The following is a 14612-nucleotide window of genomic DNA, read 5'->3' as shown; positions in this document are numbered from 1 at the left end:
AACTTCAGGCACTTATCTTTTGCTGTCGGTTGAAACCACGCATGCGCCTGAAGCTGCTGACCAATCTGAACACCCTTCTTCTGGTGGCCGTGTGCCTGGCCCTTGGGGCCACGCTGTGGTGGTCGCAACGGGCACTGGAACGCCCGTATTTGCTGATGGAACGCTACCTTGGCCTGTCGCAGACCTTTCAGAACCAGGCCGCGCGCAACATCGACGACTACCTCGCCAGCGGCGACGCCTTGCGCTTGAGCAGTGCCGGCCAGAGCCTGGAAGCACTGTTGCAGCAGGTTGATGAACTGCCGACGGACCTCGCGCAAACCCTGCGCCCCAGCCTGGTGGACCTGGACACCTTCAGCAAAACCGACCTGCTCGCCGCCGGCAAACTGGCGGGCGACCCGCAAGCGCTGCTGGTACAAGCCGAACGTGAACTGGGTGCAAACCTTGAGCAATTGAGCCAGTACGCCATGGGCGTCAACTCGCCGGAGGCCGCGCGTTACTTGCCGCCACTGCTGGCCGCCGCCCAACACTTGGGCAAACTGTCCCTGGCCCGCGACAAGCTGGTCAGCAGCGGGCGCGCGGAATTGGCCGATGAGGTGGAGCGCGAAGTCGCCAGCATCCGTGCCCAGGCCGACCTGTTGGCACAGCTGCCGTTGCTGGGCGTAAAGGCCAGTACCGAGTCCAGCACCGACGACTTTTCCGCCATGATGGGCCTGGAAAACAGCGAAAAAGCTGAAGTGCAGGACACCGGCGTCGACCTCAAGCGTGAACTCAACAGCCTGTTGACCCGCTACCCCGCCGAACTCAAGCGCACCCGCGACCAAATCCAGACACGCACCGCGCTGGCCGACAGCACCCACGTGAAAATCGCCGCCGTGCAGCATGCCATCGCCGGCCTGGAGCCGGTGGTGCGCGCGCAGCACGGCAAGATCCAGGGCGAAGTACGCCTGATGCAGGGCGTGATGATCGGCCTGATCCTGTTGATTGCGCTGCTGATCGACACTCTGCAACGGCGCCTGGCGCGCGTATTGACCAACCTGGCCCCGGCCTTGTCGACCTGGGCCGAAGGCGACTTCAGCCAGCCGATTGCGCTGGGCAAGACCAACCGCGAACTGCACGATATCGAAGCCTCGCTTAACCGCTTGCGCGCTTACCTGGTCGACCTGGTCGGCACCATTCGCGGCAACGCCGAAGAAGTCGCCGGCAGCAGCCGCGCCCTCGCGGAGCTAAGCAGTGGCCTGCACGACGGGGCCGAGCGCCAGGCCGGCGATACGGCGCAGATCCGTGATTCGCTGGGTGAACTGGAAGCGACCATCCAGCAAGTGGCCGGTGATGCCAGCCAGGCCGCCGGCGCCAGCCGCAGTGCAGGCCAGGCCGTGGAACAGGGCCAGCGGGTAATCGGCCTGAGCCTGACCGGGCTGCATGCCTTGGTGGGTGAGGTGCAGCAAAACGCCCAGATGATCGAAAAACTCGCGGAGGAATCCGCCACCATCGGCGGCGTGCTGACGGTGATTCGCGCGATTGCCGACCAGACCAACCTGCTCGCGCTGAACGCCGCCATCGAAGCCGCACGTGCCGGTGAAGCAGGGCGCGGGTTTGCGGTGGTCGCCGATGAGGTGCGTTCGCTGGCCCAACGCACCGCCGGCGCCACCGCCGAAATCCAGAGCCTGATCGCCGGCCTGCAAACCGCCGCCCACCAATCGGTGCAAGGCATGCGCGCGCAGGTCGAGCACGCCGAAGCTACTGCCCAGCAAGCCCAGGCGGCCGACGGTGCCCTGGACGAAATCGTCGGCGCGATCCAGACGATTTCCGACACGGCGGTGCGCATCGCCGATGTGACCGCGCAGCAGAGTGGCGCCGTCAGTGAAATTCGCGATAACAGCGAGCGGATTCACCAGTTGGGTGAGGATAATCTGCTGCGTATTGGCCAGGGGCGTCGCCAGGGAGAGCATCTGCTGGTGCTGGGTGGGCAGCTTAATACGGCGGTGCAGGCGTTCCGGGTTTGACCTACTCTGCAGCCATGTGGAGTTCAAAATGTGGGAGCTGGCTTGCCTGAGATAGCGGTGGATCAGCCGGCCCGTCTTGCACAGGCTTAGCGCTATCGCAGGCAAGCCAGCTCCCACATTAGATCCGCGCCGATTTCGGACCGTGCTACCCATGACCGGAATCCGAGCCCCAGTCACAAATTTTGCGCAATCCTCGCTAATCGTGCTGCCTACTGCATAGAACTGGACAGTCACAAAGGCTTTGCGGCATAGTCGCCGGGTTCTGCCGTACCCACATCAATAACAAGGAACAGCCGATGGCGACCTTACTGGTTCTTCACGGACCCAACCTGAACCTGCTCGGCACCCGTGAACCGGGCGTCTACGGGGCGGTCACCCTCGATCAGATCAACCTCGATCTGGAACGCAGGGCACGTGAAGCCGGCCACCATTTGCTCTACCTGCAAAGTAATGCCGAGTACGAATTGATTGATCGCATCCATGCCGCGCGCAGCGAAGGCGTGGACTTTATTCTGATCAATCCCGCCGCTTTTACGCACACGAGTGTTGCATTACGTGACGCGCTGCTGGCGGTGAGCATCCCATTTATCGAAGTGCATTTGTCGAACGTGCACAAACGCGAACCTTTCCGCCATCACTCTTACTTCTCCGACGTAGCGGTAGGAGTGATCTGCGGCCTTGGCGCCAGCGGTTACCGACTGGCCCTGGAGGCCGCCCTGGAACAGCTTGAACAACCGGCCAAGCGCCCCTGACCGACCCTTGGGAGTTGATGATTCATGGATATCCGTAAAGTTAAGAAACTGATCGAACTGCTGGAAGAATCCGGTATCGACGAGCTGGAAATCAAGGAAGGCGAAGAGTCCGTACGGATCAGCCGTCACAGCAAAACCCCGGCCCAACAGTTCTACGCACCGCAAATGCAAGCACCGGCTCCAGCCGCTGCTGCTCCGGCCGCCGCACCTGCTGCTGCCGCAGCGCCTGCAGCACCGGCTGCGCCTGCACTGAACGGCTTCGTGGTCAAGTCGCCAATGGTCGGTACGTTCTACCGCACCCCGGCACCGACCTCGCCAGCCTTCGTTGAAGTCGGCAAGACTGTGAAAGTGGGCGACACCATCTGCATCGTTGAAGCGATGAAGATGATGAACCACATCACGGCTGAAAAAGCCGGCGTCATCGAATCCATCCTGGTAGAAAACGGTCAGCCGGTTGAGTACGACCAGCCGCTGTTCACCATCGTTTGAACCGCGGAGCACCTTCGATGTTGAAACCTGCGAAGAAACTGCAAAAAGTCCTGATCGCCAACCGCGGCGAGATCGCGCTGCGGATCCTGCGCGCCTGTAAGGAAGAGGGCATCAAGACCGTCGCTGTTTACTCGACGGCCGATACCGAACTGATGCACGTGAAACTGGCGGACGAGAGCATCTGCATCGGCCCGCCCCTGGCGACCAACTCGTACCTGAAAGTCTCCAACATCATCGCGGCCGCTGAAGTGACCGGCGCTGATGGCATTCACCCAGGCTACGGCTTCCTTGCGGAAAACGCCGATTTCGCCGAACAGGTGGAAAAATCCGGGTTCGCCTTCATCGGCCCGAAAGCCGAAACCATTCGCCTGATGGGCGACAAGGTATCGGCCAAGGACGCGATGATCGCAGCCGGCGTGCCAACCGTTCCAGGTTCCGACGGCCCGCTGCCTGAAGACGAGGAAACCGCTCTGCGCATTGGTCGCGAAGTCGGCTACCCGGTGATCATCAAGGCCGCCGGTGGCGGTGGTGGTCGTGGCATGCGTGTGGTGCACAAGGAAGAAGAGCTGATCGAAGCCGCCAAGCAGACTCGCTCCGAAGCGGCTGCCTGGTTCGGCAACCCGATGGTCTACCTGGAGAAGTACCTGACCAACCCACGTCACGTGGAAGTGCAGGTGCTGTCCGACGGCCAGGGCCACGCCATCCACCTGGGCGACCGCGATTGCTCGCTGCAACGTCGTCACCAGAAGGTACTGGAAGAAGCACCGGCACCGGGCCTGGATGAAACCGCGCGCCAGGAAGTGCTGGCTCGTTGCGTCAAGGCGTGCATCGACATCAACTACCGTGGCGCCGGTACGTTCGAGTTCCTCTACGAAAACGGCCGTTTCTACTTCATCGAGATGAACACTCGCGTGCAAGTAGAGCACCCGGTATCCGAGATGGTCACCGGTATCGACATCGTCAAGGAGATGCTCAGCATCGCCGCCGGCAATGTGCTGTCCTTCACCCAGGACGACGTGAAGATCCACGGCCACTCCCTGGAGTGCCGGATCAACGCCGAAGACCCGAAAACCTTTATCCCAAGCCCTGGCCTGGTCAAGCATTTCCACGCGCCCGGCGGCAACGGCGTACGTGTGGATTCGCACCTGTACAGCGGCTACAAGGTTCCGTCCAACTACGACTCGCTGATCGGCAAGCTGATCACCTGGGGCGCCACTCGCGATGAGGCCATGGCCCGTATGCGTAACGCCCTGGACGAAATCGTGGTTGACGGCATCAAGACCAACATCCCGCTGCACCGGGATCTGGTTCGCGATGAAGGCTTCTGCGAAGGTGGTGTGAACATTCACTACCTGGAACACAAGCTGGCCAACCAGTAAGTGCTCCACCCAACAAAGCCGCCTTCGGGCGGCTTTGTTGTTTCTGGGCTATCCACAACCTCACAAAATTCGGTAGGTGCCGGCTTTTGTGGGAGCTGGCTTGCCTGCGATAGCATCGCCGCGCCCCCAGGCAAGACCGAGGCGCCTGCATCGCGGGCAAGCCCGGCTCCCACATGAACCTTTCCTAAATTTGGACTGCGCGTGCATTCAGTACAGTCGTCTTATGCCCGCCGCTCGCGTAAACTTGCGCCCTTTCGCAGCCCCTCCCCGCTGCACACTCATTTTTTTCAAAGGTGCCCGCCATGCCTTGGCTGCAAGTCCGTCTCGCCATCAGCCCAGAACAAGCCGAAACCTACGAAGACGCTTTCCTTGAAGTGGGCGCTGTCTCGGTGACATTCATGGACGCCGAAGACCAACCGATCTTCGAGCCGGAACTCAACACCACCCCGCTGTGGTCCCACACCCACCTGCTGGCCCTGTTCGAAGACGGCACCGATGCCGCCGCCGTGCTGGCTCATATGGAGCTGCTCACCGGCAGCCCGCTGCCCGAGCACCACAGCGAAGTGATCGAAGACCAGGACTGGGAACGCAGCTGGATGGACAACTTCCAGCCAATGCGTTTCGGCCAGCGCCTGTGGATCGTACCGAGCTGGCACGCCGCACCTGAGCCAGATGCCGTCAACCTGCTGCTCGACCCGGGCCTGGCGTTCGGCACCGGCACCCACCCCACCACCGCGCTCTGCCTGGAATGGCTGGACGGCCAGGACCTGACCGACTGCAACGTGCTGGACTTCGGCTGCGGCTCGGGGATCCTGGCGATTGCCGCCCTGCTGCTGGGCGCCAAGGAAGCCGTCGGTACCGACATCGACGTGCAAGCGCTGGAAGCCTCCCGCGATAACGCCGGGCGCAACAATATTCCTGAAGGCAAATTCCCACTGTACCTGCCGGAGCAATTGCCCCAGGTGCAGGCTGATGTGCTGGTTGCCAATATCCTCGCCGGGCCGCTGGTTTCTTTGGCGCCGCAACTGTCGAGCCTGGTCAAGTCGGGCGGCCGCCTGGCACTGTCGGGCATCCTCGCCGAGCAAGGTGAAGACGTGGCGGCGGCCTACGCCAAGGATTTCGAGCTGGACCCGATCGCCAACCGTGATGGCTGGGTACGCATCAGTGGTCGTCGGCGCTAGAATGAGCGCTTGCCTGAATCGGATGGCCGCATGACCGACAGTTTCGTCACCCAGTGCCCACATTGCCAAGCGCGCTTTCGCGTCAGCCACGCTCAATTGAACGTGGCCCGTGGCGTTGTGCGCTGCGGCTCATGCCTGCAGGTGTTCAACGCGGTGCGCCAACTGCTGGAGCAGCGCGCCAACGCATCGGCGCCAGCTGCGCAAAAGCCGGCCACCGCTGAAGAGGCAATTGAACCCATTGTTGAGGCGCCACGCGCTATCAGCCAGAAACAGTGGACCGCCGAAGAGCTGGACCTGGACAACCTGGACCTGGACGAAGAGCTGGCCAAGCTTGAGCGCCGCGAGATTCAGCACACTCAGCCGATGAGCGCGGAGCGCCGCCAGGCGAACGCTGACCGTCGGCAACCGGAGGACGCCCTTAGTGCCAGTCGCGTCAGCGTCAAGGCCGAGGAAGAAAAATGGGCCGCCAGCCTGTTCAGCGAACCGCCTGAGGAACGCGCCCAAGCAGTGCAAGACGAACCTGAACCGCCCAAGGCGCCTGCGACCAGGCAGCGCACCGAGCCGTCCATGTCGTTTCACACCGGCGATATCGACGAAGAGCCACCACTGCGCTCAGCGCCTGACGATGACGACGACGATCTCGACCCGCCGCTCACGCCCGTGACCGAGCCCCTGGACGAGCCGGAACCGCAAGTCCCCCCTAAACCCCGTCGCAAGCGCCCGCGCCCCGAAGCCAGCATTCACGATGACGTGCTCCAGGACCTGGAAGACGACCCGCTGCATCTTTACGCGCAAAAACGCCCGCCAAGCTGGGGCCGTCGCCTTATCTGGATAATCCTGGTCTTACTGGCTGCAGCAGGCCTCGCAGGCCAGTACATCGCCTACCAATTCGACGACCTGGCTCGCCAGGACGCCTATCGCCCGTGGTTCCAGCAGCTGTGCCCAACCCTGGGCTGCACCGTGCCATCACGGGTCGATATCGCCCACATCAAGAGCAGCAACCTGGTGGTACGCAGCAACCCGGAGTTCGCCGGGGCGCTGGTGGTGGACGCGATCATTTATAACCGTGCAACGTTCACCCAGCCGTTCCCGCTGCTGGAGCTGCGCTTTGCCGACTTGAACGGCAGCCTGATTGCCAGTCGTCGCTTCAAACCGGCCGAATACCTCAGTGGTGAGCTGGCCGGGGTGAGCGAAATGCCTTCGCAGACACCGATCCATATCTCCCTGGACATCCTCGACCCAGGTAGCAAAGCCGTGAATTACAGCCTGAGCTTTCACTCGCCCGAGTGAAACAACACGCGCGTCGAGGTTTGACGGCAGATTATTGACTTGACGCTGCGCAACCAAACCGGCGGCGATAAAGAAATAACTGTTCAGATTTTATCCAATTCAGCCTTTATCCAGTCATCGAGAGCGGGTATCATGCCAACCCTTTTTCGAACTCTAATGATCCGGCCCCACAACAGGGAAGTCCTATGTCGGCGGTACGCATCGGCCCATACACATTGCAAAACGGCTTGATCCTCGCCCCGATGGCGGGCGTCACCGACCAGCCCTTTCGTCAGCTGTGCAAGCGTTTGGGCGCGGGTCTAGTAGTCTCTGAAATGGTCACCAGCGACATGAGCTTGTGGAACACCCGCAAATCGCGGATGCGCATGATCCACGAAGGTGATCCCGAGCCCCGCTCGGTACAGATCGCCGGTGGTGATGCACAGATGCTGGCGGATGCGGCCCGGGCCAACGTGGAGTTGGGCGCACAGATCATCGACATCAACATGGGCTGCCCGGCCAAGAAGGTCTGCAACAAGGCCGCCGGTTCCGCGCTGTTGAAAGATGAGCAATTGGTAGCCGAGATCCTGCAGGCCGTTGTCGCCGCAGTCGATGTGCCGGTCACCCTGAAGATTCGTACCGGCTGGGACCGGGACAACAAGAACGGCCTGACGGTGGCGAAGATCGCCGAACAGGCAGGCATTACAGCGCTGGCGGTGCATGGCCGCACCCGCGCCGACCTTTACACCGGTGAAGCCGAGTACGACACCATTGCCGCGATCAAGCAGGCGGTGTCGATGCCGGTCTTTGCCAATGGCGACATCGACTCAGCCGAGAAAGCGCGGCGCGTGCTGCACGCAACCGGTGCCGATGGCTTGTTGATTGGCCGGGCCGCCCAGGGGCGACCGTGGATTTTTCGTGAGATCGAGCATTTTCTGCGTACCGGCGAAGTCTTGCCGGCACCGGAGTTGATCGAGGTGGAACGTATTCTGCTAGAGCATCTGGCCGCCCTGCACGCCTTCTATGGGGACGTGATGGGAGTACGCATTGCTCGCAAGCATGTCGGCTGGTATCTCGCAACCTTGCCGGGCGCCAGGGAGTTTCGCGCCCACTTCAATCGTTTGGATGAAACGCAAGCACAGGTCGCCACCGTTCGAGAGTTTTTCAGCGAGCGTGAAAAGAGCCTGGGGACAGGGGACGGAGAGGGGGTGGCCGCATGACGATGATGACCGAGACTTTAGTGAGTGGAACAACACCCGTGAGCGACAACGTCAATTTGAAACAGCACCTCAACACGCCGAGCGAAGAAGGCCAGACCCTTCGCGGGAGTGTCGAGAAGGCGCTGCACAATTATTTCGCCCACCTTGAGGGCGCTTCCGTCACGGACGTGTACAACCTGGTGCTCTCCGAGGTCGAGGCGCCCTTGCTCGAAAGCGTGATGAACTACGTCAAGGGCAACCAGACCAAAGCCAGTGAGCTGCTGGGCCTCAACCGTGGCACCTTGCGCAAAAAGCTCAAGCAGTACGATTTGCTGTAAGCATTCAATCAAACCAGAAAGGCGCCCGCGTAAAAACGGTCGCCTTTTTTGCTGACTCCTTTGCTTTTGATGGAAATTGAAATGACCGACCAGACCACCCGCCTGCCGATCCGCCGCGCCTTGATCAGTGTCTCCGACAAGACCGGGATCCTCGAATTTGCCCGGGAGCTGGAAGCCCTTGGCGTGGAAATCCTCTCCACAGGCGGGACCTTCAAACTGCTGCAGGACAACGGCGTGGCCGCAGTAGAAGTCGCGGACTACACCGGTTTCGCAGAAATGATGGACGGTCGGGTCAAGACCCTGCACCCGAAAATCCACGGCGGCATCCTCGGCCGTCGCGGTATCGACGACGCCATCATGAGCGAGCACGGCATCAAGCCGATCGACCTGGTGGCCGTTAACCTCTACCCGTTCGAAGCCACCATCAACAAGCCAGGCTGCGACCTGCCGACCGCCATCGAAAACATCGATATCGGCGGCCCGACCATGGTTCGCTCGGCAGCCAAAAACCACAAAGACGTGGCCATCGTGGTGAACGCCAGCGACTACGCCAACGTGCTTGAAAGCCTGAAAGCCGGTGGCCTGACCTACGCCCAGCGCTTCGACCTGATGCTCAAGGCGTTCGAACACACTGCCGCCTATGACGGCATGATCGCCAACTACATGGGCACCGTGAACCAGGCCGCTGAAACCCTCTCGACCTCCGATCGTAGCCAGTTCCCGCGCACCTTCAACAGCCAGTTCATCAAGGCCCAGGAAATGCGCTACGGCGAGAACCCGCACCAGAGCGCGGCGTTCTACGTGGAAGCCAAACCGGCCGAAGTCGGCATCGCCACCGCGACCCAGCTGCAAGGCAAAGAGCTGTCCTACAACAACGTGGCCGACACCGACGCCGCGCTGGAATGTGTGAAGAGCTTCGTCAAGCCAGCCTGTGTGATCGTCAAGCACGCCAACCCGTGCGGCGTGGCCGTGAGCCCGGACGCTGAAGGCGGTATCCGCCAGGCGTACGAACTGGCCTACGCCACCGACACCGAATCCGCGTTCGGCGGCATCATCGCCTTCAACCGTGAACTGGACGCCGAGACCGCCAAGGCGATCGTTGAGCGTCAATTTGTTGAAGTGATCATTGCCCCAAGCGTGAGTGAAGAAGCCCGCGCCATCGTCGCTGCCAAAGCCAACGTGCGCCTGCTGGCCTGCGGCGAGTGGTCGGCTGACCGCGCAGCTGCCTGGGACTACAAGCGCGTCAACGGCGGCTTGCTGGTACAGAGCCGCGACATCGGCATGATCGGCAGTGAAGACCTCAAAGTCGTGACCAAGCGCGCGCCGACCGAGCAGGAAATCAACGACCTGATCTTCGCCTGGAAAGTCGCCAAATACGTTAAATCCAACGCCATCGTCTACGCCAAAAACCGCCAGACCATCGGTGTCGGCGCCGGCCAGATGAGCCGCGTGAACTCGGCCCGTATCGCCGCGATCAAGGCGGAACACGCCGGGTTGCAGGTTGCCGGTTCGGTGATGGCGTCCGATGCGTTCTTCCCGTTCCGTGACGGCCTGGACAACGCCGCGAAAGCCGGTGTGACCGCCGTGATCCAACCGGGCGGTTCGATGCGTGATGCTGAAGTGATCGCGGCAGCCGACGAAGCCGGCATTGCCATGGTCTTCACCGGCATGCGCCACTTCCGCCACTGATTGATCGTTCCCACGCTCCGCGTGGGAACGCAGCCCGGGACGCTCCGCGTCCCTGGGACGCAGAGCGTCCGTAGAGGCATTCCCACGCAGAGCGTGGGAACGATCATCCACACGAGGTTTTGAAATGAATGTTTTGATCATTGGCAGCGGTGGCCGTGAACACGCCCTGGCCTGGAAAGTAGCCCAGGACCCACGCGTCCAGAAAGTATTCGTGGCTCCCGGCAACGCCGGCACCGCCATTGAAGCCAAGTGCGAAAACGTCGCCATCGACGTGCTGGCCCTGGAACAGCTGGCCGACTTCGCCGAGAAGAATGTGTCCCTGACCATCGTCGGTCCGGAAGTACCATTGGTTGCCGGCGTCGTGGACCTGTTCCGCAGCCGTGGCCTGGACTGCTTCGGCCCGACCGCCGGCGCGGCACAGCTGGAAGGCTCCAAGGCGTTCACCAAGGATTTCCTGGCACGCCACAAGATTCCGACCGCCGACTACCAGAACTTCACCGAGATCGAGCCGGCCCTGGCTTACCTGCGTGAAAAAGGTGCACCGATCGTGATCAAGGCCGATGGCCTGGCCGCCGGTAAAGGCGTGATCGTTGCGATGACCCTGCAGGAAGCCGAAGACGCCGTGCGCGACATGCTCGCCGGCAACGCATTTGGTGACGCCGGTTCGCGCGTGGTTATCGAGGAATTCCTCGACGGCGAAGAAGCCAGCTTCATCGTGATGGTCGACGGCAAGAACGTCCTGCCGATGGCCACCAGCCAAGACCACAAACGCGTCGGCGACGGCGATAGCGGCCCGAACACCGGCGGCATGGGTGCTTACTCCCCTGCCCCGGTGGTCACCGCTGAAGTACACAAGCGCGTCATGGACCTGGTGATCTGGCCGACCGTGCGCGGCATGGCCGACGAAGGCAATGTGTACACCGGCTTCCTCTATGCAGGCCTGATGATCGACAAAGCCGGTAACCCGAAAGTCATCGAGTTCAACTGCCGCTTTGGCGATCCGGAAACCCAACCGGTGATGCTGCGCCTGCAATCGAGCCTGGTGCTGCTGGTGGAAGCTGCCCTGGCCCAAGCGCTGGACAAGGTTGAAGCGCAGTGGGATCCGCGTCCGAGCGTCGGCATTGTACTGGCGGCCGGCGGCTACCCTGCCGACTACGCCAAGGGCGATGTCATTGAAGGCCTCGACGCAGCTGCTACGCTGGAAGGCAAGGTGTTCCATGCGGGCACCGCGCTCAAGGATGGCAAAGTTGTAACCGCAGGTGGCCGTGTATTGTGCGCCACTGCAATGGGTGCCAGTGTCGACGCTGCGCAACAACAGGCGTACAAACTGGCCGCGAAGATCGACTGGAAAGGCTGCTTCTACCGCACAGACATCGGCTACCGCGCCATTGCCCGTGAACGTGGCGAGAACCAGTAAATAGCTACCCACCCGTAGCTATCCATTCGGTTAGGCAAGGGCCTCTGGCCCTTGCCGTACACATGTCACCCCGCGCATAGTTAACCCGTGCATCAACCTACGAAGGGATTTCGCCGTGCGCTGGCTCAGGATCGCCATAGGCTTCACAGTCAGTCTACTGACCCTGCTCTGCTTGTTCCCGGCCCAGGCCGCCGCGCAAGGCAGTGGTTGGGCAGTATTGCTTGATGAACAGGCCGACCTGCAACTGAGCGACATCCGTTCCGCCCGCTACACCAATCAATTCAGCCCCATCGAACTGGACCGGATCACTGCTGCTGACCCGAGCGGTGCGTTGTGGGTTCGCTTCAAACTGCAACCCGGCAAGCACGAGCAAGTGCTGCGGGTATTCGCCCCGGACCTGTCCCACCTGAGCCTCTATGTACTGGACGGCGACACCCTGGTGGAACAACAAAGCACCGGCACCCGCCAGCCCCAGGCGGAACGCCCGTTGCCCAGCAGCGACTTCATGCTGCCGATGCCCCAGAGCCAGAAGCCCCTCGAGGTTTACCTGCGCCTGGTCTCGGAGCACGAGCTGCGCCCCTATATCACCCTGGAACCGGCCGTACTGGCCGCCGCCGACCAGACCCAGACGCTGATCTACGGCCTGCTGTTCGGCGTGCTGTTGATGCTGATCCTGCACAACCTCACACGCTTCGCTTATCACCGTTCGCGCAGCAGCCTGTGGCTGGCCGCCTGCGAAGTACTGTTGATGCTCAGCCTGGCGTTGTTGCTCAACCTGGTGGGGCCATGGCTGCCGAACTGGCACGCTATCCAAACCCCCGGCGCTTACCTCGCCCTGCTGCTGACCGCGCCGTGCGGGCTGATGTTTGCCTACCGTTTCTTCATGCCGCTGGGCCCGCACCCGCTGAACAAGCTGTTGATGGCCGATATCCTGTTTATCGTGCTCTGCGGCCTGTTGCTGCTGTTCGTCAACACCTTGCCGCTGAACATCATCACCTATGCACTGGTGGCCCTGGCCGGCTTGAGCATGTTGTTTGTCTCGGCCTACCACTGGCAAAAAGGCTACCGGCCGGCGCGCTTGTTTGTAGCGGCAATGGTGGTGTTCAACATCGGCACACTGGTCATCTTGCCTGCCCTGCTCGGTCTGACGCTGGTGGCGCCGCAAGGCTTGATCGTGACTCTGCTCGGTTTCATCTGCCTCAGTGGCTTGCTGATGAGCCTGGCCCTGGGCGAACGCCAGCGTGCGATTGTCGAGGCGCGCTTCAGCCTCAGCCGCGACCTGGCAGCCAGTAACGCCGAAATCGCCGCCAAGGCCGAGTTCCTGGCCAAGATCAGCCATGAGATCCGCACGCCCATGAACGGCGTGCTGGGCATGACCGAGCTGCTGCTCGGCACACCGCTGTCAGTGAAGCAGCGTGACTACGTGCAGACCATCCACAGTGCCGGTAATGAACTGCTGACGTTGATCAACGAGATCCTCGATATCTCCAAGCTCGAGTCCGGGCAGATCGAACTGGACGACGTGCAGTTCGACCTCAATGCGCTGATCGAAGACTGCCTGAGTATCTTCCGCGCCAAGGCCGAGCAGCAGAACGTCGAGCTGATCAGCTTCATCCAGCCCCAGGTACCGCGCGTCATCAGTGGCGACCCGACGCGTCTGCGCCAGGCACTGCTGAGCCTGCTGGAAAATGCCCTGCAAAAAACCGACGAAGGTGAAGTGCTGATCGTCGTCGCCCTCGACGAGCGCAGCACCAAGCCACGCTTGCGCATCGCCGTGCAAGACAGCGGCCTGCCAATGGAAGCCGCCGAGCGCGATGCGTTGCTGCACAGCGAATTGCACAGCAAGAACTTCCTCTCGGCCACCCGCTTGAGTGGCCACCTGGGCCTGGTGATCGCCCGCCAACTGATCCTGTTGATGAACGGCGAGTTCGGCATCAAGAGTGGCAGCCACCAGGGCAGCACGCTGTGGCTGACCCTGCCGCTGGACCCGGAGCGCCTGGAACACCCGACCTCCGACCTCGACGGCCCACTCAAAGGCGCACGGGTGTTGGTGGTGGACGACAACGACACCTGCCGCAAGGTTCTCGTGCAGCAATGCACGGCGTGGGGCCTGAATGTCAGCGCCGTGCCGTCCGGTAAAGAAGCCTTGGCGTTGCTGCGCACCAAAGCGCACCTGCGCGACTACTTCGACGTGGTCCTGCTGGACCAGAACATGCCTGGCATGACCGGCATGCAACTGGCGGCAAAGATCAAGGAAGACCCGAGCCTGAACCACGACATCCTGTTGATCATGCTCACAGGCATCAGCAACGCGCCGAGCAAGATCATCGCGCGCAACTGCGGGATCAAGCGCATCCTCGCCAAGCCGGTGGCCGGCTATACGCTGAAGACCACCCTGGCCGACGAACTGACCCAGCGCAGCAAAGGCGTGGTACAGCCGCGCCCGGCCCTCAGCGCACCCGCGGCCGTGACCGTGCCCGCCGATTTCCGCATCCTGGTGGCCGAAGACAACAGCATCTCTACCAAAGTCATTCGCGGCATGCTCGGCAAGCTCAACCTCAACCCGGATACCGCCAGCAATGGCGAAGAAGCGCTCGAGGCCATGAAGGCCCAGCGTTACGACCTGGTGTTGATGGACTGTGAAATGCCGATCCTTGATGGCTTCTCCGCCACTCAGCAACTGCGCGCATGGGAAGTCAGCCACCAGCGCATTCGCACGCCGGTGGTTGCGCTGACTGCGCATATCCTCTCGGAACATAAAGAGCGTGCGCGCCAAGCCGGGATGGACGGGCATATGGCCAAGCCGGTGGAGTTGTCGCAGTTGCGCGAACTGGTGGAGTTCTGGGTGGCGCAGCGCCAGCAAAAACAGGAACACAGCACCGTTTCGTGACCTGAA

The 14612-nt window shown here is 61.7% G+C and carries 11 protein-coding genes; all 11 read left to right on the top strand.

All coding sequences use genetic code 11. The features are described 5' to 3' along the window. Window positions 1-41: 41 nt before the first annotated feature. Window positions 42-2003 (top strand): methyl-accepting chemotaxis protein, encoded by a 1962-nt coding sequence (locus tag L8I05_RS27365; RefSeq protein ID WP_242175053.1) that lies wholly within the window; start codon window positions 42-44, stop codon window positions 2001-2003. Between the two features lie 296 nt (window positions 2004-2299). Further along, a complete protein-coding gene (aroQ, locus tag L8I05_RS27360; RefSeq protein ID WP_065940938.1) occupies window positions 2300-2755 on the top strand; it encodes a type II 3-dehydroquinate dehydratase in 456 nt (151 codons plus the stop codon). A 24-nt stretch (window positions 2756-2779) separates the two neighbouring features. After that, window positions 2780-3244: an acetyl-CoA carboxylase biotin carboxyl carrier protein gene (gene accB, locus L8I05_RS27355; protein ID WP_003188191.1), complete on the top strand. Its 465-nt coding sequence runs from the start codon at window positions 2780-2782 to the stop codon at window positions 3242-3244. 17 nt (window positions 3245-3261) lie between these two features. After that, window positions 3262-4623, top strand: coding sequence for an acetyl-CoA carboxylase biotin carboxylase subunit (gene accC, locus L8I05_RS27350; RefSeq protein WP_131696710.1), 1362 nt, complete (start codon window positions 3262-3264; stop codon window positions 4621-4623). Between the two features lie 302 nt (window positions 4624-4925). After that, window positions 4926-5804: a 50S ribosomal protein L11 methyltransferase gene (prmA, locus tag L8I05_RS27345; protein ID WP_159953954.1), complete on the top strand. Its 879-nt coding sequence runs from the start codon at window positions 4926-4928 to the stop codon at window positions 5802-5804. Window positions 5805-5834: 30 nt separating this feature from the next. After that, a complete protein-coding gene (locus L8I05_RS27340) occupies window positions 5835-7094 on the top strand; it encodes a DUF3426 domain-containing protein (protein WP_242175050.1) in 1260 nt (419 codons plus the stop codon). Window positions 7095-7279: 185 nt separating this feature from the next. Then, on the top strand, window positions 7280-8293 hold the full coding sequence (dusB, locus tag L8I05_RS27335) for a tRNA dihydrouridine synthase DusB (protein WP_242175049.1): 1014 nt from the start codon (window positions 7280-7282) through the stop codon (window positions 8291-8293). Further along, entirely contained in the window at window positions 8290-8610 is a 321-nt protein-coding gene (fis, locus tag L8I05_RS27330) for a DNA-binding transcriptional regulator Fis (protein WP_002555375.1), read from the top strand. The genes dusB and fis overlap by 4 nt, the downstream gene beginning before the upstream one ends. A gap of 81 nt (window positions 8611-8691) precedes the next feature. Then, entirely contained in the window at window positions 8692-10299 is a 1608-nt protein-coding gene (gene purH / locus L8I05_RS27325) for a bifunctional phosphoribosylaminoimidazolecarboxamide formyltransferase/IMP cyclohydrolase (RefSeq protein WP_242175047.1), read from the top strand. A gap of 124 nt (window positions 10300-10423) precedes the next feature. Continuing rightward, on the top strand, window positions 10424-11716 hold the full coding sequence (gene purD, locus L8I05_RS27320; RefSeq protein WP_159953951.1) for a phosphoribosylamine--glycine ligase: 1293 nt from the start codon (window positions 10424-10426) through the stop codon (window positions 11714-11716). A 115-nt stretch (window positions 11717-11831) separates the two neighbouring features. Next, window positions 11832-14606 carry a hybrid sensor histidine kinase/response regulator gene (locus L8I05_RS27315; protein WP_242175045.1) on the top strand — a complete coding sequence of 925 codons (2775 nt, stop codon included), beginning with the start codon at window positions 11832-11834 and terminating at the stop codon, window positions 14604-14606. Window positions 14607-14612: the final 6 nt, after the last annotated feature.

The sequence above is a fragment of the Pseudomonas sp. MONT-RG-20F-20-E-7-02 genome, from assembly GCF_022662395.1.
Classification (GTDB): Bacteria; Pseudomonadota; Gammaproteobacteria; order Pseudomonadales; family Pseudomonadaceae; genus Aquipseudomonas.
Note: the sequence above shows the minus strand (reverse complement) of the source record. Positions and strands in the feature narration are given on the sequence as shown.

What these genes read in the sequence shown, in the direction of transcription:
- purD (WP_159953951.1), top strand. Translation starts at nt 10,424, where the DNA reads ATGAATGTTTTGATCATTGGCAGCGGTGGCCGTGAACACGCCCTGGCC.
- prmA (WP_159953954.1), top strand. Translation starts at nt 4,926, where the DNA reads ATGCCTTGGCTGCAAGTCCGTCTCGCCATCAGCCCAGAACAAGCCGAA.
- dusB (WP_242175049.1), top strand. Translation starts at nt 7,280, where the DNA reads ATGTCGGCGGTACGCATCGGCCCATACACATTGCAAAACGGCTTGATC.
- accB (WP_003188191.1), top strand. Translation starts at nt 2,780, where the DNA reads ATGGATATCCGTAAAGTTAAGAAACTGATCGAACTGCTGGAAGAATCC.
- purH (WP_242175047.1), top strand. Translation starts at nt 8,692, where the DNA reads ATGACCGACCAGACCACCCGCCTGCCGATCCGCCGCGCCTTGATCAGT.
- L8I05_RS27340 (WP_242175050.1), top strand. Translation starts at nt 5,835, where the DNA reads ATGACCGACAGTTTCGTCACCCAGTGCCCACATTGCCAAGCGCGCTTT.
- L8I05_RS27365 (WP_242175053.1), top strand. Translation starts at nt 42, where the DNA reads ATGCGCCTGAAGCTGCTGACCAATCTGAACACCCTTCTTCTGGTGGCC.
- aroQ (WP_065940938.1), top strand. Translation starts at nt 2,300, where the DNA reads ATGGCGACCTTACTGGTTCTTCACGGACCCAACCTGAACCTGCTCGGC.
- fis (WP_002555375.1), top strand. Translation starts at nt 8,290, where the DNA reads ATGACGATGATGACCGAGACTTTAGTGAGTGGAACAACACCCGTGAGC.
- accC (WP_131696710.1), top strand. Translation starts at nt 3,262, where the DNA reads ATGTTGAAACCTGCGAAGAAACTGCAAAAAGTCCTGATCGCCAACCGC.